Raw genomic sequence first — 19,779 nt, forward strand, 5'->3', positions numbered from 1 at the left:
CCCCGTATAGGAAGCTCGATTTGACGCATTAAGTAGGGCGGGACACGTGAAATCCTGTCTGAAGATCGGAGGACCACCTTCGAAGGCTAAGTACTCCTTACTGACCGATAGCGAACCAGTACCGTGAGGGAAAGGTGAAAAGCACCCCGACGAGGGGAGTGAAACAGTACCTGAAACCGGACGCCTACAAGCAGTCGGAGGGACCTCGAGTCCTGACGGCGTACCTTTTGTATAATGGGTCATCGACTTGGTCTCACAAGCAAGCTTAAGCCGTTAGGTGTAGGCGCAGCGAAAGCGAGTCTTAATAGGGCGAATGAGTTTGTGGGATCAGACCCGAAACCAAGTGATCTAGCCATGACCAGGATGAAGGTTGGGTAACACCAACTGGAGGTCCGAACCCACACCTGTTGAAAAAGGTCGGGATGAGTTGTGGCTAGGGGTGAAAGGCCAATCAAACTTGGAGATAGCTGGTTCTCTGCGAAATCTATTTAGGTAGAGCGTCAGACGAATACCCTCGGGGGTAGAGCACTGGATGGGTAATGGGGTCCCACAGACTTACTGATCCTAACCAAACTCCGAATACCGAGGAGTAATATCTGGCAGACACACGGCGGGTGCTAACGTCCGTCGTGAAGAGGGAAACAACCCTGACCTACAGCTAAGGCCCCTAATTCATGGCTAAGTGGGAAAGCAGGTGGGACGACCAAAACAACCAGGAGGTTGGCTTAGAAGCAGCCATCCTTTAAAGATAGCGTAACAGCTCACTGGTCTAATTAAGTTGTCCTGCGGCGAAGATGTAACGGGGCTCAAGCCATGAGCCGAAGCTTAGGGTGTGCATTTATGCACGCGGTAGCAGAGCGTAGTGTGACATAGCGCAATGCCTCTTCAGCCTTCGCAAGAAGGTTTTGGAGGCAAGGCGCTTTCTGTGAAGCCGGGCTGTGAGGCATCCGGTGGAGAGATCACTAGTGAGAATGATGATATAAGTAGCGACAAAGAGGGTGAGAGACCCTCTCGCCGAAAGTCCAAGGGTTCCTGCTTAAAGCTAATCTGAGCAGGGTAAGCCGACCCCTAAGGCGAGGCCGAAAGGCGTAGTCGATGGGAACCAGGTTAATATTCCTGGGCCAGGAGATGGTGACGGATCTCAAAGGTAGTTCAATCTTATCGGATTGATTGGGCTGCTCAGAGGTCCCTGGAAATAGCCCTCCATAAGATCGTACCCTAAACCGACACAGGTGGACTGGTAGAGAATACCAAGGCGCTTGAGAGAACTATGTTGAAGGAACTCGGCAAAATACCTCCGTAAGTTCGCGAGAAGGAGGCCCGTTCAGTAGGCAACTATTGGGCGGGGGCACAAACTAGGGGGTGGCGACTGTTTACTAAAAACACAGGGCTGTGCGAAGTCGTAAGACGACGTATACAGTCTGACGCCTGCCCGGTGCTGGAAGGTTAAAAGGAGAGGTGCAAGCCTTGAATTGAAGCCCCAGTAAACGGCGGCCGTAACTATAACGGTCCTAAGGTAGCGAAATTCCTTGTCGGGTAAGTTCCGACCTGCACGAATGGCGTAACGACTTCCCCGCTGTCTCCAACATAGACTCAGCGAAATTGAACTGCCCGTGAAGATGCGGGCTACCCGCGGTTAGACGGAAAGACCCCATGCACCTTTACTCCAGCTTCACATTGGCATCAGGCCAAGCATGTGCAGGATAGGTGGTAGGCATTGAAACAGGGACGCCAGTCCTTGCGGAGCCATCCTTGAGATACCACCCTTGCTTTGCTTGATGTCTAACCGCGGTCCGTTATCCGGATCCGGGACCCTGTGTGGTGGGGAGTTTGACTGGGGCGGTCGCCTCCCAAAGTGTAACGGAGGCGCGCGAAGGTTGGCTCAGACCGGTCGGAAATCGGTCGTCGAGTGCAATGGCATAAGCCAGCCTGACTGCAAGACTGACAAGTCGAGCAGAGACGAAAGTCGGCCATAGTGATCCGGTGGTCCCGAGTGGAAGGGCCATCGCTCAACGAATAAAAGGTACGCTGGGGATAACAGGCTGATGATGCCCAAGAGTCCATATCGACGGCATCGTTTGGCACCTCGATGTCGGCTCATCTCATCCTGGGGCTGGAGCAGGTCCCAAGGGTATGGCTGTTCGCCATTTAAAGAGGTACGTGAGCTGGGTTTAGAACGTCGTGAGACAGTTCGGTCCCTATCTTCCGTGGGTGTAGGATACTTGAGAGGAGTTGCCCCTAGTACGAGAGGACCGGGGTGAACGGACCACTGGTGGACCAGTTATCGTGCCAACGGTAGTGCTGGGTAGCTATGTTCGGACAGGATAAACGCTGAAGGCATCTAAGCGTGAAGCCCCCCTCAAAACAAGGTATCCCTGAGGACCGTGAAAGACCATCACGTCAATAGGCTAGAGATGTAAGTGCAGTAATGCATTCAGTTGACTAGTACTAATCGTCCAATAGGCTTGGTTTGATCCAGAAATAGCTCAACCAAATCAAAAAATCATACAAATCAGTATACTTGACAACAAAAATGATGCTTCTTTCCCGGTCTGGTGGCCATAGTGGCCGTTAAACACCCGATCCCTTCCCGAACTCGGAAGTTAAGGGCGGCTACGCTGATGGTACTGCGACTTAAGTCGTGGGAGAGTAAGTCACCGCCAGACCTGATAAGAAGCATCTTCTCTCTCTCAATACGATCAAAATCCCAACAACGCGGGGTGGAGCAGCCCGGTAGCTCGTCAGGCTCATAACCTGAAGGCCGCAGGTTCAAATCCTGCCCCCGCAACCAGAACTAAATCATTAGCGAAATCAGTGGCTTGAAAATCAGCAGCTGCTGATCGCAAACTGATCTCACCAGAACGCCCCGCCTCCCGCGGGGCTTTTTGTATGTGCGGCACTCAGAGCCAGGATGCACGCCAGATCCCCAACAAGTTCAATGTGATGGAGGCTGGGCGCCGCACGATCCCGCACCATCCGCACCTCCGAAACCAACCCGCGCAGAAGCTGAGCAGCTTCCAGCTTTAACCCGGACGGGTTCAGCGCCGCCGACAGGCCGGCGATCTTCCCGCAATAAAGGCCCAATACAGCACACCAGCCGCGACAACCCTCAAACACAAAACGATAGACAACAACCTAGAAACGTAGCAGCGGAAAGGCGCGCTGAAAGCGCTTTTGAACGCGACGATAGGCCATGACAGCACGCCCGCGGCGCGACCAAAAGTCATACCGCGGACCAAGCCATGGCTTGTTCGAGCCGTGAAAATGCACAATCACATCCGAAAGACCCGTCAGCTCGTTATCCAAGGCGCCAGACGAACGGATGAAAGCACGCTGCTCACGCGTACGGGACCAAGAGGAATTCCAGGCAGGGTCTAGCAGGCGGACATTGCCCGTGAAAATGCTGTTCAGATGGTCCTGATCCCCCCAAGGGCTCGCAGAAGCGCGAATAACATCCGTCATCGCGTCAAAAAGCGCAGGAGTTGCACGTACTGCGGACGTATCAATCAACAAGACGCCGGAATTGAAATAGTGGGAGATATCTTCCTGTCCCATCAGCTGGCGCAGTTCGCGCACGCGCGGCTTATCGGGCGGCGCGCCATTGCGGCACCATTTTGACACGACATAATCGCGCACCGCAGCCAGAGGCTTACCCTGCATATCCAGGTCGAAAATCTGCGATGGGTCCGCTGTTATGCGTGTATCTCCATCGATATAAAGCACACGGCCATCTAGCTTTTTAGGGATAAGCAACCGCCCCATTGAGGCCCCGGAGATACGCGCGTCAGGGCCTTTAGCGCCTGCCATTTCGGCCTTACTCAGCGCGGAAAATTCCAAGCGTAGTCGTGGATTGACGGGTTGAAGTTGCGCAATCAGCGCGACCTCGGCAGGGCTGAGCCCATCGCCCCAGATGTGGAGCAGGCCGTCGCCCTTGACATGCTGCATAAGGCCCCAAGCCGTAAAAAGGGTGGGGCGCAGTAGTCCTGAATCAGTGACAAGGACGAATTGAGGATGGTTGGATTGCGAGGCGCGCAAGTCTTGCTTCTATCTTGGTCAATGGGGGCACTCACAATGAGGCGAGCTTGACCGTATCGCGATATTCTGGCCTGCGCGAGTCCCAATTGGCAATCTCGGCGCGCACAGCCGGGTTGAAGCCTTTGGTCAGGCCAAGGACGATCAGCGCCGCGCGTTGGCTTGCAAAGTCACCACGCCTCATTTTCTTTAAAAAAGGCAGTTTCATACGCAATAAAAGAATCGGATGAACTGTTGTTAGGGTAACAAAGATCTTTCTGGCCTTGATGTCGTCCATTAACCTATCGCGCGCCTCAAGCGCGTCTTTACTGCGCGCCAAAACAGGACGGATATACTTTGCTTCTTTTGGGCAGATTGCAGATTGATGTTCCAGCATAAGCCGCATCTCGTCTGCATCCGTAATATTCATAATTGTCGAGATCAGATCACGGCTATGCACCAAAGCATCAATACTAAAGCCGCGCTTTATAAAATATTGCGCCAGATGCCATTCATGATAGCGCACGACGGTGCTTTTATTGTCAATCAAATGCAGCTTTTCCCAATACCGCATGAAAGATTTACTGCTAAGAATTTTATGTGAAAAGCGAAGAAAATAGGACTGCACATAGCTGCGCGATTTATGGCGCGATACGGTGCTCATATGCAGGCCATAAAGATCAGCATTGGTCGCGCGGCAGGCGGCAATCGTATCTTTTGCGTCGTGTACCGGGAACCAGATGCTGTCATTCATCAGATAAAGCGCATCAATCGGCAGTTTGCGGGCCATCAGGGTCAGAACACCCTCGCGATAACCGCCGAAATCATACCCCACATTGGGGCGTTCAATCACAAGATAGCTGTGCTGCAAAAGAGCGTTGCGGTCGTCTAAGCTAAGCGGTGCGTTCGACACGACGACACAGCCGATGCCCAGGGCGTTCAGCTCGGTCAATGTGAGAAGACTTGAGTCCAGCAGGCCATCGGGTTGGAATAACAGCACAACCGCCATTTCGCGCTGAGGCCCACATTGCCCTTCAAGGACGGTGACGTTCTGCGCGCGCTCGATATCATAGCGACGACGGCGCAGGTTTCCGCCAAAATAATGGAAAAGACCGGAGGTTTGTTTTTTAACGCGGCAGATCTCGCGCCATAGCTTTGAGCTTGCTTGCACGTTGGTACCTCGGGGCGGCTTGCTTAATTGTGATCATCGTTAATTTTTATACAACGTACAAGCGGTGACGAAGGATAATCGCATAAAAGGTTAAGATGAGCGTAAATCCTAACCATGTTCACATATGCGACACATACCTTCTGTAAAGGCGCCCGCCTATAGTCGTCGACGGGCAGGTACAGGATCGGCTGTTATCCGCGAATTTGCCCGTCATCGACGCGCGATTCGCGCCCGATGTTTCAGCTGCGCTGGCGGAAATTGGCCGAAGTTGGGCGCATCTGCCGCTTGTTTTTGGGCCGTCGCAGGATCTGAGAGCGCGGAGGTTTTGCGCAAGCAATGCCTGCCATGGCTATGAAGCGGGATCGCTGCTACAAGCGCGTCAGCATGCTTTGCCATAGGGCGGGGCGGAGAATGATGAGCCGATGCAGCTAACACAAAAGATTATGAGCCGTTTTGTCAAAGACGATGTCGATGGCAATGTGGTGAAGCGACTCTTGCAATATGGTGTTGCCACACAGGGAAGATATTACGCGATCGGCATTCTGGCGATGGTTATTGTCGCTACGAGTGCGGGCCTGACAGCGTGGTCGATGGAGATGATCATCAATGCGATGAGCAATCCTAACGATCGCGCGCAACTGGCGACGGTGTCGATGATGGTGGTCGGCATTTTTGCCCTGCGCGGCATCGGGGCCTATGTGCAGGCCGTCGCCATGGCCAAGGCCGGCAACGGCATCATCGCGGATCAACAGCGCAATATTTTCAATAAGCTGATGGAGCAGGGTGTCGATTTCTTTAACCTGCGCGAATCCTCGGACACGCTGATGCGGGTGACACAAAGCGCGCAGGCGGCGCGTGGCCTGATTGATATTATCGCCACCTCGGCGGTGCGCGATTCGCTGACGCTGATTTCGTTGTTGGTGGTGATGGTCTATCAGCAGCCGGTGTTGACGCTGGCCGCGATGACGGTCGGACCGATGGCGTTTTTAATGCTCCGCACGCTGGTGCGGCGCGTGCGTGACGTCACTTCGCGCCAGATGATGTCACTGGCCGAGATTTTGCGTGTGCTGCAGGAAACGTCGGCTGGAATCCGTATCGTTAAGATCTTCGCATTGGAAGATTTGATGCGTGGCCGCATGAGCGCCGCGGTACGTGCGGTTGAAAAACGCTCGAATGCTGTCACACGGTTGGAATCGATCACCATGCCCGTGATGGATATTCTTGCGGGTCTGACAATCGCCGGGATTTTGTGGCTGTCGACGTGGAATATTGTGGGCGGCGCCGATGGCGCATCCGCAGGTCAGTTGATGTCATTTATCACCGCGATGCTGATGTGCTACGATCCGGCGCGCCGCTTGTCGCAAATGCGCGTTCGCGCCGAGGCGATGCTGGTCGGCGTGCGCATGTTGTTCGACCTGATCGATATGAAAACCAGCCTGAACGAGAACCCGGATGGCCCTGCGCTGAAGCCGGGTCCCGCGCATATCCGGCTTGAGGATGTGACCTTCGCCTATGGCGAGCGTAAGGTGCTGCAAAATGTCGATATGGACATTCCTGCGGGCCAGTTGACCGCGATTGTGGGCCTCTCGGGCGCAGGCAAATCGACCGTGATGAACCTGATCATGCGTCTATATGATCCCACCGAGGGCAAGGTCACCATTGATGCGCAGGACATCAGCGGGCTGCGGGCATCGTCGCTGCGACGCGCGCTGGCCTATGTCGGCCAAGATACGTTCCTGTTCTCGACCTCGATCCTGGAAAACATCCGCTATGCGCGCCCCGATGCCAGTGACGACGACGTCAAGGCCGCGGCCGAGGCGGCTTTCGCGCATGAATTCATCATCGCACTGCCCCAAGGCTATCAAACCCAAGTGGGTGAAAATGGCGCCTTCTTGTCGGGTGGCCAGCGGCAGCGCATCTCGATCGCGCGGGCATTCTTGAAAAATGCCTCTATCCTGCTGCTGGACGAGGCAACCAGCGCGCTGGATGCGATTTCGGAAGAAAAGATCCGCGATGCTGTGCAGGTTCTGGGTCGTGGCCGCACGCGTGTTGCGATCACGCACCGTCTGTCGACGATCATGGCCGCCGATCTGGTCTATGTGATGGAGGACGGCCGCGTCATTGAAAGCGGCAGCGTGGATGCGCTGCTGCGCGCGGATGGGCCGTTCAAGGACCTTTACGACAAGCAGTTCGGCTAATGAAGGGGCAGGCCTCGGATCGACCCGTCACGCGGCGGCTGATCAGGCTGGGGTTTCAGCTGTTGCGCGGTCGTGCGCATTGGCAGGACACGTTTCCGGGGCTGCGCATCGACCGCGCATCTGGCGAGATCCGCTATTTCGGACGCAAGGTGGGGCAGCTTGTGCCGGCTGCGCTGCCTTCGATTGACGCCGTGCATATTATCGGTTCGGGCCCGTCGCTTGCCGGGCAAAACCTGACCGCGCTGCCGCCGGCGTGCACCATTTTACTGAATGGCGCCATAAGCCTAGCGGATCAACTGCACCCGGCCGCGGTCTTTGTCGAGGATGAGCGCTTTGTCTTTCGCCATTTTTCGATGCTGTCGCGGCTTGATCCCGCTGTGCCACTTGCGCTGTCAGCTGCGGTGATCCGCGCGATATTGCAGCGGGATGATGGCTTTTTGCAGGGCCGCCGGGTGATGCTGATCGATAATCTGCTAAAGCCAGTGCATCACCTGCGTCGCCGCGCGGTGTCTGCGGGCGTAGATGGCACAGGACTGGTGTCGCTGGACCCTGAGCAGGGGGTCATGATCGCGGGGTCCGTCGCTTGTACGGCGCTGCAATTCGCGCTGGCGGCGCAGCCCAAGGTGATCGGTTTTGCCGGAATTGATCTGTCGAACGCCAATGCGCCGCGTTTTTACGAAAGTGCCGACAGCCGCGCGCCCTCGGGTATTGTCAGTGGTTTGCCGCGCCTTTTGGCGTTTTTTGCCGCCGCGCGTGATGTTGCGCAAGAACGGGGGATCGCGCTGCGCTGCTACAGCGCGCGCTCGGCCTTGTTAGAGATCGGCTACCCCTATGACGACCTGCTGGACCAGCCGCGCCTTTAGGTGCTGCAAGCCAGCCTTTAACAATCGTGCCGCGCTACGGGGGCTGGCTGCCTCGGTATAAAGGCGTAATTCTGGGGCATTGCCAGAGGGGCGTATGTGCAGGATCTGGCCACATAGCGCGGTGATACGCAGCCCGTCCATCCTGTTGATATATGCGGGTTCAAGCCCGAATGGCGCAAGGAAAGCCCGGCTGTCGGCCTGCAGATCAGCAATCAGTCTTTGCGCCGCACAGGGATCTATATCGGGCAGAAGGCCGCTTGCGGTAAAGCGCGCGGGCTCTGCCCTGACCCGCGCGGCCAGCGTTCCACCCGCTGCCGCGATCAGCGCCACCAGCATCGGCAACAGGCTGTCGCGTGTCATCAGCGCAGGCAGTGGCCCCGCGCATTGGGCGTCATATCCCAGTAAGACGCCGCCGTTCGCCTCGTACCCGATGGCGCGGGGCTGCGCTTGCATCCCAGCGATCACATAGGGTGAGCCGATCCGTGTGCGCAGCACGTGCAAGTCGAGTGCCTCGACCCCGGTATTTGACGAGATTGGCGTGACCACGCTTGTCGCCCCCAGTGCGCGGGCGGTGATCTGGCCCAATATATCGCCCGCAATCAGCGTGCCGCCTGCATCTGTCATCAATGGCCGATCGCCGTCACCATCCATCGAGAGGATCGCATCCAGCCGATACATCCGTGCGGCTGCGCGCAGTCGCGCGCGCGTAGTGTCGGTGACCGCTTCGGTATCGACGGCGATGAAGTGATCCGCGCGGCCAAATTCGACCACCTCTGCACCAAGCGCGCGCAGGATTGCGATCAGATCATCACGCCCGACAGCGGAATGTGACCAGACGCCAACGCGGCGCCCGACGAGGGCCGCTGTCCCGAAGGCGGTGGTATAGCGGGTCCGATAGGCGGCGCTGATATCAGTATAGCGCAGCGGCCCCAGCGGGCGCGTGATCGCGGGCCCGCCCAATGCAGCAAGGATCGCAGCTTCGTCAATTTTGGTGATTTCGCCCATAGGCGTATAGAATTTCAGCCCGTTGTAAGCTGCGGGAATGTGGCTGCCGGTTACCATGATGGCCGCAGCGCCCGCCCTAGAGGATGCAAGCGCAAGCGCGGGCGTCATCGCGCAGCCGCAATCTGTCACTGTGATTCCCGTTTGGCGCAGCGCTGCGATGACATCTTTGGCGATGCGCGGCGCGCTCTCGCGCAGATCCCGCGCGACAAAGACGCCGTTGCCGATCGGGCAGGCGGCCACAAAGGCCTGTATATAGGCCGTGATGCAGTCTGCCGTCAGCGCATCCGCCCGACCGCGTAAGCCTGATGTGCCAAATTTTGGCACCATTCTAACCCACCGCGCTTTGCGGGTGGTTTGTGGTAACGCCGCCCTCGGCCTCGGTTTGGACGGCCAAAAGGATCAAGGGCACATTGCCGGGGTTATCCAGGCGGTGCAGCCCCCCCGCAGCAACATAAAGCGATTCGTTCTTGCACAGCAGATGCACCTGATCGCGATGGGTCATCTGCGCCACGCCAGATAGGATGATCCAATGCGTGGCGGCGTGATGCTGCGGCTGCAGATTGAATGTGGTCCCTGGCGCAACCTCGATCCGCTTGGCCCACAGACCGTGCGGATTTTCATCCCACGGGCGGTGCGCCGTGCGAAACTGGGTCGCTTGCACCGCGCCTTTGTGTTGCAAGGCGGCGACGGCCTCTTTCACGCGCTGTGTCTGCGAGCGATGCGCGACCAGCACAGCATCGGGGGTGGCGACGGCGATGATATCTTGCAGGCCGATGCCGACCAATTCGACACCGGCACTGGTGCTGTAAAGCAGCGTATCGGCGCAGGCGATGGCCGTGCTATGAGGGCTTGCCACATTGCCGCGCGCATCAGGGCCGCTTTCTTGCCAAACCGCATCCCAATCGCCCAGATCCGACCAGCCGGCGGAAAACGGCATCACGGCCAGGTTGCTGGCCTTTTCCATAATGGCATAATCGACCGAAATATCGGGGGCCGTGGCCCAGGCCACAGGATCAAGACGCATAAAGATCAAATCGCAGCAGGCGGCGCGCACGGCAGCCTCGACGGGGATCAGCACCGCGGGCCCATGGGCGCAAAACGCAGCAATCAGCATGCGCGCGGTGAACAGGAAAATGCCAGCATTCCACAGGAAATCACCGCTCGCGATCATTTGCGCGGCACGCGTGGCATCCGGCTTTTCGACAAAGCGCAGCAGATTTTGTGGGGCATCAGCCCGTGGTTCTGCATCGGGGGCCAGTTGCAGATAGCCATAGCCGGTTTCAGCGCGCGTCGGTGTGATGCCAAAAGTCACCAGATCACCGGCCAGGGCACGGGGCACGGCTTTGGCGACCGCATCGCGGAACGCCTCGGTGTCGGGGATGACGTGATCCGACGGTGCGACCAGCATCAGGGCATCGGGGTCACTTTGCGACAGTGCAAATGCAGCGGCCAAGATCGCAGGTGCGGTATTGCGTGCCTCAGGCTCGATCAGGACGCGCTGCGGCTGCACGCCCACGCCTGCCAGTTGCTCGATCACCAAAAAGCGGAAGTCATGCCCGGTGACAACGATGGGTGGGGCAAAAAGCGGGCCGCTTACACGGCGCGCCGCCCCTTGCAGCAGGCTTTCCGCCCCGGTGCGGCGCACAAATTGCTTGGGATAGTCGCGCCGCGATAATGGCCACAGGCGCGTTCCTGCGCCGCCACATAACAGGATCGGATGAATGTTTCTGTTCATCGCTATGCTAACCTTTACTGAAGCAGCAGGGCCTGATCACGTCAGTGAAACGTCACAGAGTGAACAAATCCTTACCAACCGGCGGCTCATGGTCGATTTATGTGCGCAAAGCGCACTATGATTATAAAATCATCTGGTGTTATAGTTTTCATATGCTGATATGAGGGTGATGCTTATGAAAACCTCGATTGCGACCGTCTCGATCTCGGGGACGTTTCAGGACAAGCTGGCGGCGATTGCGGCGGCGGGCTTTCATGGGATCGAAATCTTTGAACAGGATTTCCTCGCCTCGGATCTGTCCCCGCGCGAGGCGGCGCGCATGGTGCGCGATCATGGGCTCGACATCACGATCTTTCAGCCGTTTCGCGATTTCGAAGGGCTGCCCGCGCCTTTGCGCCAGCGCGCCTTTTCGCGGGCCGAGCGTAAATTCGACCTGATGGCCGAGCTGGGCACAGATCTGGTGCTGTTCTGCTCGTCGGTGCATCCGGCGGCTTTGGGCGGGATCGACCGCGCCGCCGATGACTTTCGCGCGCTGGGCGAGATTGCGGCGACGCGGGGCATCCGTGTGGGATATGAGGCTTTGTGCTGGGGCAAGCATGTCGACGATCACCGCGATGCATGGGAGGTGGTGCGCCGCGCCGATCATCCCAATATCGGCCTGATCCTTGATAGTTTTCATACACTTGGACGCAAGATCGACCCCGAGACCATCCGGCGCATTCCGGGGGATAAGATCTTTTTCGTGCAGCTTGCCGATGCGCCTGCGATCCCGATGGATCTGCTGTATTGGTCGCGCCACTTTCGCAATATGCCGGGCGAGGGGGATCTGGATGTCACTGCCTTTACCCGCGCCGTGCTGGCCACGGGCTATGACGGGCCGCTCAGCCTCGAGATCTTCAACGACCAGTTCCGGGCGGGGCGTCCGCGCCTGGTGGCGCAATCGGGCTATCGCAGCCTGATGGCACTGATGGATCAGGTCAGGCGCGCCGAACCCAGCCTGTCGGTGCCCTTGCCAAACATGCCCGCGCCCGCCGCCGTCCGTGCCGTCGAGTTTTTGGAATTCGCCAGCAGCAAGGCGGATGCGGCCGCATTGGATCAGGTGCTGGGTGCCGCAGGGTTCAGCGTCGCGGGGCGGCACCGCAGCAAACCCGTCACTTTGTGGCGGCAAGGCGCGGTGAATCTGCTGGTGAACACCAGCAGCGCGGATTTCAACCTGACCAGCTGGAGCACCCACGGCACCACCGTGTCGGAAATCGGATTGACCATGCCGGACGCGAAAGACACGGCGACGCGGGCGATGGCGCTGGGCGCGCAGGCGCATGTCAGCGCACCCCATGCGACGGGCGAGCGGGACTTTCCTGGTATTCGCCATGCCGGTGGTAGCGTTTTGCGGTTTTTGGATGCCGGACAGGCCTCGATCTGGGACAGTGATTTCGATGTGACGGCGCCCGCGCCCGTTGGCATCGGTATCCAGCGGGTGGATCATATCGCGCAAACGATGGCCTATGACGAAATGCTCAGCTGGTCATTGTTTTACACCACGCTGTTCGAGGCGACGCGCGCGCCGATGGTGGATGTGATCGACCCCGATGGTCTGGTGCGCAGCCAAGCGCTGCAAAGCGGCGCGCTGCGGGTCACGTTGAATGGGGCCGAGGCGCGGCGCACGCTGGCCGGTCAATTTATCGAGGAAACCTATGGTGCCTCGGTGCAGCATATCGCCTTTGAAACGCAGGATATTTTTGCAACGGCTGCGGCGCTTGCCGCGCGCGGCTTCCCGGTGCTGCAAATCGGCGACAATTATTACGGTGATCTGGCGGCCCGCTTTGGCCTGCCCGCGGATGAGGTCGCGCAGCTACAGGCGCTGAACCTGCTATATGACGAAGACGGAGCGGGGCGATTCTGGCAGGTGTTCAGCCGTCCGCTGGCGGGCGGGCTGTTTCTAGAGATCGTTCAGCGCGCGGGCGGCTATAGTGGCTATGGCGGCCCGAACGCGCCCTTTCGCATTGCCGCGATGAAGCGCCACCTGCGGCCGGCGGGCCTGCCCAAGCGTTAAGCTGCGGGTGCCAGCAGGGCGCGGCGCAGTGCGGCGGGGTCAACCGAGGCCCCGGTGAACAGGCGAAACGCGTCGATGCCTTGGTGAAAGAACAGCTCGTATCCGGTCAGGATGTCTAGGCCAGCGGCCTGCGCCTCGCGCAGAAACTGAGTCTCGACCGGGGTGTAAACCGCATCAAACGCCCAGTCGCGACCGGCAAGCAGGTGTTCTGGAAAGGCCGAGCCGTTGATCCCGCCCATGCCCAGCGGTGTCGAATTGACCAACCCGCGCGCACCCTCGCAAGCGGCCGTGATCGAGGGCGCAAGACGCAGATCCAGACTGGGCTGATAGGCGGCAAGCGCGGTGATCAGCGCCTGCGCGCGGGCCGTGTCGGGATCATAGATCGCAAGCCGCGCCGCCCCCAGATCCGCCAATGCAAAGGCCACGGCCTTGCCCACCCCGCCCGCACCAGCCATCGCGACCGCGCCCGGTTTCGCCCCCCCAAATCGCTGGCGAAAGGCGGCGGCAAAGCCCGAATAGTCGGTATTATGTCCCACGGGGGTATCGCCGAAAATCACCGTATTACAGGCGCCTAGCGCAGCGACGGCGGGCTGCGGGATTTGCAGCATGGGCGTGACGCGCTCTTTATACGGATAGGTGATGTTCAGCCCGTGATAGCCGTTGTCGTGGGCCCAGGCGAACAATGCGTCGAAATCGCGGTTCTGCGCGGCGGGGATCAGCAGGTCGTAACTGACATCAAGCCCCGCCAGCGCGCCGGCCAGACGATGCAGGGCCGGCGATTGCGATTGTTTGATATTGTCACCGATCAACCCCAGCCTGATCACGTCCCGCTCCTTCGCGCTGCATTCGCGCGAAGGATATGATTTGGCAATCTGTATTTCAAATGCTGTTTTTCATTTTATCGGTTGTTTTTGAATTTATGGGCGGTCAGGCGATTGTTCCGGTGGCCAGCGCGTGATCCAACCCGCCCTGCACATGTCGCTCTAATACCGCACGGGCCATTGGCGCATCACGATCCAGCGCGGCCTGCAACAGAATCTTATGCTCGCCTGCCGCGATATCACCGCGATGGGATAGGGCAATCATTTGATAACGCAGGTATTTGTCGAAAATCGCCGCATGTGTGTCCATCAAGACCTGCGAGCCGCAGGCCGAGATCAGCGCCTGATGGAATTCCCAGTCATAGCGCTTCCACAACTCGGTCTGCGACATGTCGCCGGTGGCCATGCGGCGTTCCAGCGTTGCCAGCTTGTGATGGCTGGCGACGATATCGCCCTCCCATTCGACGCCGCCCGCGGCAAAGGACTGCTCAAGCGCATGGGTTTCCAACAGCAGGCGTAAGGCCGCGACTTCTTTCAGGTTTTCGACAGAAACGGGTGCGACTTCAAAGCCGCGCTGACCTTCGGCGACAACCAGATCCTCGGATGAAAGCCTGTTCAAGATTTCGCGCAGAGTGCTGATGCTGATGCCATAGCTGTCGCGCAGACCATCAAGCTTCAGCTTTTGCCGTGGGCGCAGGCGACCAAAGATAATATCCGACCTGATCCGGCGATAAGCGTTTTCACTGATGGTCAGGCCAGCGGCGCTTTCGCCGTCGTTTTCTGCACGTGTCATGATATTGCGGCAATCTCTGATGAAACTGCCTTATGATAGCGGCGTTGCAGGCAGCAGGCCATTCCTGATCGTATGTTCGACGCAGGCATGGATATGACGGCTGAGGATCGCCGCTGCCGCATCCGCGTCGCGGCGCAGCGCGCAATCCAGCAAGGCGCGATGTTCGTCCGCTGCGACCTCGCCACGAAAGATCACCGCGATAATCTGATAGCGCAGGTATTGGTCAAAGATGCGCGCATGGGTCGCCAGCAGCACCTGCGAGCCGCAGCCCCCGATCAGCGCGCGGTGAAAAGCCCAGTCATACCGCTTCCAATCGGCGGCGTGATCGCGCCCGCCTGCCAGCATTTTCGCTTCCAGCCGCGACAGGCGATGATGCGCGGCCAGCACTTCGGCTTCCCATTCGACATCGCCGCGCTGAAAGGATTGTCGCAGCGCGTATGTTTCCAGAAAGTCGCGCATGGCGGCGATATCGCGGAAATTCTGCTGCGACACCGGCGTGACGGTAAAGCCCTTTTGCCCCTCGGCCTGCACCAGACCTTCGGCGCAAAGACGATAGAGGATTTCCCGTAACGTGCTGACACTGATATCATAATGTTGGCGCGCCTGATCCAGCTTTAGCCGTAGGGCGGGCGCCAAGCGGCCAAAGATGATATCGCTGCGAATCCGCTGATAGGCGCTTTCGCCAGCGGTCAGGCCAAGGGGATCGGCGTCGGTCACAGCATCATCCTATGCGGGTTACGGGCCAAGTCTATCGACAGCACCTTGCCGCAACAAGCGCGGTGCGGGTGAATGATGTAATCTAAAATATATGATGATTTCAAATTTAACTATTGATCGGTTATTCGTCTTGTGTAGGCTTTGCGTCACGACGGCAGTGGAGGGCCGTCAAGACGAAATCAGGGAGGAGGACGTAATGACGCATGCGTTGACAAGACGTCTGCTGCTGTCGGCAGGTGCTGCGCTGGCTTTGATGACCAGCGCGCCCGCGATGGCGCAGTCTAACGTGCCGCTACGGTTTTCGGCGGTTTTTTCACAGCAAGACATCCGCGCCGAGATGATGGAGCGTTTCGCCGCAGCACTTGGCGAGGGCTTTGATTTTCAGGGCTATTATGGCGCGACTTTGTTCCGCCAAGGCACGGAACTCGTGGCCTTGCAGCGCGGCAATCTGGAAATGGGCAATATCGCCCCGCAGGATATTTCCGAGCAATTGCCCGAATGGTCGGTGCTGACCTCGGCCTATCTGTTCCGCGACGCCGATCATCTGGTGACCTTTTTCCAAAGCGAAGCGGGCGAGCAGATGAAGCAACTGGCCGAGGATCGCCTGAATATCCGCGTGCTGGGCCCGACCTATTTCGGGGTGCGTCATGTGGGCCTGCGCGGGGATCGCGCGGTCAATACGCCTGCCGATCTGGCCGGGGTGCGGCTGCGGATGCCGGGCGGCGATTCGTGGCAGTTCCTGGGGCAGGCTTTGGGCGCGAACCCGACGCCCGTCGCCTATGCCGAGGTTTATACCGCGCTGCAAACCGGCGCGATCGACGGCCAAGACAACCCGATGCCCAACGTCCAGAACATGAAGTTCTATGAGGTGATGGACCAGATCGTAAAGACGGCGCATCTGGTGGGCTTTGACGTGCTGACCATTTCGAAATCGTCATGGGACAGCCTGACGCCCGAACAGCAGGCACAGGTGCAGGCCGCCGCGGACGAGGCGATTGCCTGGTCGAACGCCCAACATCTGCAGAACGAGGCTGATCTGATCGCCTTTTTCGAGGGCGAGGGTCTGGCGATTGTCGAGCCTGATCTGGATGCGTTCCGCACCCATGCCCAAGAGCTGTATCAGACCTCGGGCATGGCCGCGCGCTGGCCCGAAGGTATCGTCGAGCAGATCAACGGTCTTTAACGGTCGCGGCGCGCCGTGCCCTTGGTGGCACGGCGCATTTTCGCAGCGTCGCGAGGGGGAAAACATGCGACTATCTGCAATTGGCGGCTGGCTGGTGCGCCGGGCCGAGAATATCCAAGCCCTGATGCTGGCCGTGATGTTCTTTGCCTTTATCATTCAGGTCGTCTTTCGCTATTTCTTCAACCTGCCAACGGGTTGGACGTCCGAGCTGACGGTCATCATGTGGCTGTGGATGGTGCTATGGGGGGCCGCCTTTGTCGCCCGTGAGGACGAAGAAATCCGGTTCGATCTGCTGTATGGATCGGTGCGCAAGGGGCTACAGCGTGTCTTTGTCATCGCGACCGCGCTGGTGCTGATCACGCTGTTCCTCGTCTCGCTGCCCGCCAGTTGGGACTATGTGACCTTCATGAAAATCCAGTCCTCGGCCTATCTCAAGATCCGGTTTGACTGGCTGTTCTCGATCTACATCATTTTTGTCGTGGCGGTTGTGTGCCGCTATCTGTGGCTGCTGTGGCAGGCCGTGGTGGTGCGCCGCACCCCGCCTGCGACCGCCGAACAAGACGATATCACGGGACACTCGATATGAGCCTGACCGATCCCTTTACCGCCTGTATCGTCTTGCTGATCACATTGGCGGTCCTTGGCCTGCCGGTGGCCTATGCGATGATCTTGGCCTCGATCCTCTATCTGCTGATGGCGGGCCTCGATATGGGCACGGCGGCCGAACAACTGCTGAATTCCATGTACACCAGCTATACGATGCTGGCGGTGCCGCTGTTCATCCTTGCGGCCGAGCTGATGAACTCAGGTTCGATGACGACGCGGCTGACCAATTTCGCCAATGCGCTGGTTGGCCGGTTTCGCGGCGGGCTGGCGCAGGTGAACGTGCTGCAATCGCTGCTGTTTGCGGGCATGTCGGGATCTGCCATCGCGGATGCGGGCGGCATGGGCAAAATGATGATGCGCATGATGACGCAAGAGGGGAAATATACGCCCTCATTCGCCGCCGCGCTGACCGCTGTGACCGCTGTCGTGGCCCCGATCCTGCCGCCGTCGATTCCGATGGTGATCTATGCTTTGGTCTCGAACGTCTCGATCGGCTATCTGTTTTTGGGCGGCATCCTGCCCGGTCTGCTGATCTCGGCCAGCCAGATGCTGATCGTCGGCTGGAGCGCGCGGCGCAACAACTTTCCGACCGAGGCGCCGGTGCCGGTGCGCGAGTTGCCGATGATCACGCTGCGCGCGCTGCCGGCGTTGTTGCTGCCGGTGGTGCTGATCGTGGGCCTGCGCGGCGGGGTGATGACCCCGACCGAGGCGGCAGCGGTCGCGGCGGGCTATGCGTTATTCGTCTCGGTCGTCATCTATCGCGATGTGGGCCTGCGGGAATTCTATGCCTCGCTGCTGTCTGCGGCGCGCACCACCACATCCATCGGGATGCTGATCGCCGCGGCTTTGGTGTTCAACTATATCGTCACGGTCGAGAATATCCCCAATAGTATCAGCCGATTCCTACTGGGTTTCGATCTGACGCCGCTGACTTTCCTGCTGATCGTGAATGTCATTCTGCTGCTGATCGGCGCGGTGCTCGAGGGCTCGACGATCATTCTGATCATCGTGCCGGTGCTGATCCCGACCGCTGCGGCGCTGGGCATTGATCCGATCCATTTTGGCGTCGTCGTGGTGTTCAACGTGATGATCGGCCTGGTGACGCCGCCCTATGGCTTGCTGCTGTTCGTGGTCAAGCGTGTCTCGGGCGCGTCGATGGGGGCGATTTTGCGCGATACGATGCCCTTCCTGCTGGGGCTGATCGCAGCGCTGCTGCTGATCACGCTGATCCCTGACATCGTTCTCTTTATGCCGCGTATGTTCGGCTATTCGGGCTGATCTGAGGAAAGACCATGACCAACACCATCTATATTCTGAACGGCCCGAACCTGAACCGTCTGGGCAAGCGCGAGCCGCATATCTATGGCCATACCACCTTGGCCGAGGTCGAGGCGCTCTGCCGCAATACTGCTGGCGCGGACGTGCAGATCCGCTTTCACCAATCAAACCGCGAATACGAGCTGATCGACTGGGTCCATGAGGCAACCGAGGAGGGGGCGGCAGGCATCATCATCAACCCCGCCGCCTTCACCTTTACCTCGATCGCGATTCTGGATGCGCTCAAGCAATTCGACGGCCCGATTATCGAATTGCATATCTCGAATGTGCACCGGCGCGAGGCGATCTATCACAATTCGCTGGTGTCAAAGGTGGCAACAGCGGTGATGGCGGGCCTTGGGCCACGCGGCTACGCCACGGCTGTCGGCGCGATGCAGGATCTGATCGCCGCAAAGGCGCAATCATGACGGCCCCTGTCGAGGTGGTCCATCATTTTACCCGCGACAAGCTGGGCGAGACGCCGCTGTGGTGCGATCGTCGTCAGCAATTGCTGTGGGTCGATATCGAACAGCCCCGCTTGCAAAGCTTTGATCCGGCGACGGGCAGGCATCAGGCACTGGGTGTCGATTGCGACTGGCTTGGGTCCCATGCGCTATGTGCCGACGGGCGACGGCTGATCGCCAAGGATCTGGCGCTGCATCTGATGGACGAGGATAGCGGCAAGATGACGCCCTTTGCCGTGATTGAGACCGGTGTCGATAACCGGCTGAACGATGGCCGTGTTGACCGCTGGGGGCGGCTGTGGATCGGCACCATGGACAACCAATTGCACCGCCCGCAAGGCGCGCTTTATCGGGTGGCGGGCAGCGGCCGTGTCGACAAGATCGCGGGTGATGTCATCGTCTCGAACGGAATCGCGTTTTCGCCTGACGGGCGGCAGATGCATTTCACCGATACGCGGCGCTATATGTCCTGGGTCTATGATATCGACCCGGATGATGGCGAGATCACCGGCCGCCGCCTGTGGGCGGATTACAGCGCCACCAAAGATCGCCCCGATGGCGCGGCGATGGATGTGGATGGATGTCTGTGGGCGGCGTTCTTTGGCGGTGGCAAGATCGTCCGCTATCGCCCCGATGGTCAGATCGACTTCGAGATTCCGCTGCCGATATCGAACCCAACCTGCCTGTGTTTTGGCGGGCCGGATTTGCGCACGCTTTATATCACGACCGCGTTCAAATTCCTGAACAGCACCCAATTGCAGCGCGAGCCTTTGGCCGGCGCGCTTTTGGCCATCGAAGGCATCGGGCAGGGCCTGCCCGAGCATCGTTTCACCCTATGAGGT

General features: G+C 58.8%; 15 protein-coding genes, 1 tRNA gene and 2 rRNA genes (1 of these 18 only partly in view). 11 read left to right on the plus strand and 7 right to left on the minus strand.

The annotated features are described in order from the left end of the window. From KVU_RS12475 to KVU_RS12485, 3 genes are all read left to right on the plus strand, one after another. Positions 1-2,473: ribosomal RNA gene (locus KVU_RS12475) — 23S ribosomal RNA — on the plus strand; it begins 364 nt to the left of the window's first position. A gap of 78 nt (positions 2,474-2,551) precedes the next feature. Further along, positions 2,552-2,666: ribosomal RNA gene (gene rrf / locus KVU_RS12480) — 5S ribosomal RNA — on the plus strand. Positions 2,667-2,714: 48 nt separating this feature from the next. Next, positions 2,715-2,791: transfer RNA gene (locus KVU_RS12485), tRNA-Met, on the plus strand. 344 nt (positions 2,792-3,135) lie between these two features. On the opposite strand, the gene KVU_RS12490 is transcribed toward KVU_RS12485, so the two are convergent. Both KVU_RS12490 and KVU_RS12495 read right to left on the minus strand, forming a co-directional pair. Beyond that, positions 3,136-3,945, minus strand: coding sequence for a glycosyltransferase family 8 protein (locus tag KVU_RS12490; protein WP_013382864.1), 810 nt, complete (start codon positions 3,943-3,945; stop codon positions 3,136-3,138). A 121-nt stretch (positions 3,946-4,066) separates the two neighbouring features. Further along, a complete protein-coding gene (locus KVU_RS12495; protein ID WP_013382865.1) occupies positions 4,067-5,182 on the minus strand; it encodes a rhamnan synthesis F family protein in 1,116 nt (371 codons plus the stop codon). A 443-nt stretch (positions 5,183-5,625) separates the two neighbouring features. Here KVU_RS12495 and KVU_RS12500 point away from each other — a divergent pair, with 443 nt between their 5' ends. Together KVU_RS12500 and KVU_RS12505 are read left to right on the plus strand one after the other, a co-directional pair. After that, entirely contained in the window at positions 5,626-7,380 is a 1,755-nt protein-coding gene (locus KVU_RS12500) for an ABC transporter ATP-binding protein (RefSeq protein ID WP_236953113.1), read from the plus strand. Then, entirely contained in the window at positions 7,380-8,243 is an 864-nt protein-coding gene (locus KVU_RS12505) for a glycosyl transferase (RefSeq protein WP_014538083.1), read from the plus strand. The genes KVU_RS12500 and KVU_RS12505 overlap by 1 nt, the downstream gene beginning before the upstream one ends. Here the strand turns inward: KVU_RS12505 and KVU_RS12510 are convergent. Next, a complete protein-coding gene (locus KVU_RS12510; RefSeq protein ID WP_013382868.1) occupies positions 8,193-9,575 on the minus strand; it encodes a phosphohexomutase domain-containing protein in 1,383 nt (460 codons plus the stop codon). The two genes, KVU_RS12505 and KVU_RS12510, sit on opposite strands and share 51 nt — an antisense overlap. Before the next feature lies 1 nt (position 9,576). After that, positions 9,577-10,983 carry a mannose-1-phosphate guanylyltransferase/mannose-6-phosphate isomerase gene (locus KVU_RS12515; protein ID WP_013382869.1) on the minus strand — a complete coding sequence of 469 codons (1,407 nt, stop codon included), beginning with the start codon at positions 10,981-10,983 and terminating at the stop codon, positions 9,577-9,579. A 175-nt stretch (positions 10,984-11,158) separates the two neighbouring features. Here KVU_RS12515 and KVU_RS12520 point away from each other — a divergent pair, with 175 nt between their 5' ends. After that, entirely contained in the window at positions 11,159-13,036 is a 1,878-nt protein-coding gene (locus KVU_RS12520) for a bifunctional sugar phosphate isomerase/epimerase/4-hydroxyphenylpyruvate dioxygenase family protein (protein WP_013382870.1), read from the plus strand. On the opposite strand, the gene KVU_RS12525 is transcribed toward KVU_RS12520, so the two are convergent. The 3 genes from KVU_RS12525 to KVU_RS12535 form a co-directional block, all read right to left on the minus strand. Beyond that, a complete protein-coding gene (locus KVU_RS12525) occupies positions 13,033-13,860 on the minus strand; it encodes a shikimate dehydrogenase family protein (protein ID WP_013382871.1) in 828 nt (275 codons plus the stop codon). The genes KVU_RS12520 and KVU_RS12525 overlap by 4 nt on opposite strands. A 103-nt stretch (positions 13,861-13,963) precedes the next feature. After that, positions 13,964-14,650 carry a GntR family transcriptional regulator gene (locus KVU_RS12530; protein WP_013382872.1) on the minus strand — a complete coding sequence of 229 codons (687 nt, stop codon included), beginning with the start codon at positions 14,648-14,650 and terminating at the stop codon, positions 13,964-13,966. 30 nt (positions 14,651-14,680) lie between these two features. Then, complete coding sequence (locus KVU_RS12535) at positions 14,681-15,367, minus strand: GntR family transcriptional regulator (protein ID WP_013382873.1); 687 nt, start codon at positions 15,365-15,367, stop codon at positions 14,681-14,683. A 196-nt stretch (positions 15,368-15,563) separates the two neighbouring features. Here KVU_RS12535 and dctP point away from each other — a divergent pair, with 196 nt between their 5' ends. The 5 genes from dctP (at position 15,564) to KVU_RS12560 (ending at position 19,776) form a co-directional block, all read left to right on the plus strand. Continuing rightward, on the plus strand, positions 15,564-16,550 hold the full coding sequence (gene dctP, locus KVU_RS12540) for a TRAP transporter substrate-binding protein DctP (RefSeq protein ID WP_013382874.1): 987 nt from the start codon (positions 15,564-15,566) through the stop codon (positions 16,548-16,550). A gap of 64 nt (positions 16,551-16,614) precedes the next feature. After that, positions 16,615-17,136 carry a TRAP transporter small permease gene (locus tag KVU_RS12545; protein WP_014538084.1) on the plus strand — a complete coding sequence of 174 codons (522 nt, stop codon included), beginning with the start codon at positions 16,615-16,617 and terminating at the stop codon, positions 17,134-17,136. Next, the gene (locus KVU_RS12550; protein WP_014538085.1) at positions 17,133-18,434 is read left to right on the plus strand and encodes a TRAP transporter large permease; all 1,302 of its coding nucleotides are present in this window, start codon (positions 17,133-17,135) and stop codon (positions 18,432-18,434) included. The genes KVU_RS12545 and KVU_RS12550 overlap by 4 nt, the downstream gene beginning before the upstream one ends. 14 nt (positions 18,435-18,448) lie before the next feature. Further along, a complete protein-coding gene (locus tag KVU_RS12555) occupies positions 18,449-18,901 on the plus strand; it encodes a type II 3-dehydroquinate dehydratase (protein WP_013382876.1) in 453 nt (150 codons plus the stop codon). After that, positions 18,898-19,776, plus strand: a complete 879-nt coding sequence (locus tag KVU_RS12560) for an SMP-30/gluconolactonase/LRE family protein (protein ID WP_013382877.1) — start codon at positions 18,898-18,900, stop codon at positions 19,774-19,776. The genes KVU_RS12555 and KVU_RS12560 overlap by 4 nt, the downstream gene beginning before the upstream one ends. Positions 19,777-19,779: the final 3 nt, after the last annotated feature.

Source organism: Ketogulonicigenium vulgare WSH-001, from assembly GCF_000223375.1.
In the GTDB taxonomy this organism is placed as follows: Bacteria; Pseudomonadota; Alphaproteobacteria; order Rhodobacterales; family Rhodobacteraceae; genus Ketogulonicigenium; species Ketogulonicigenium vulgare.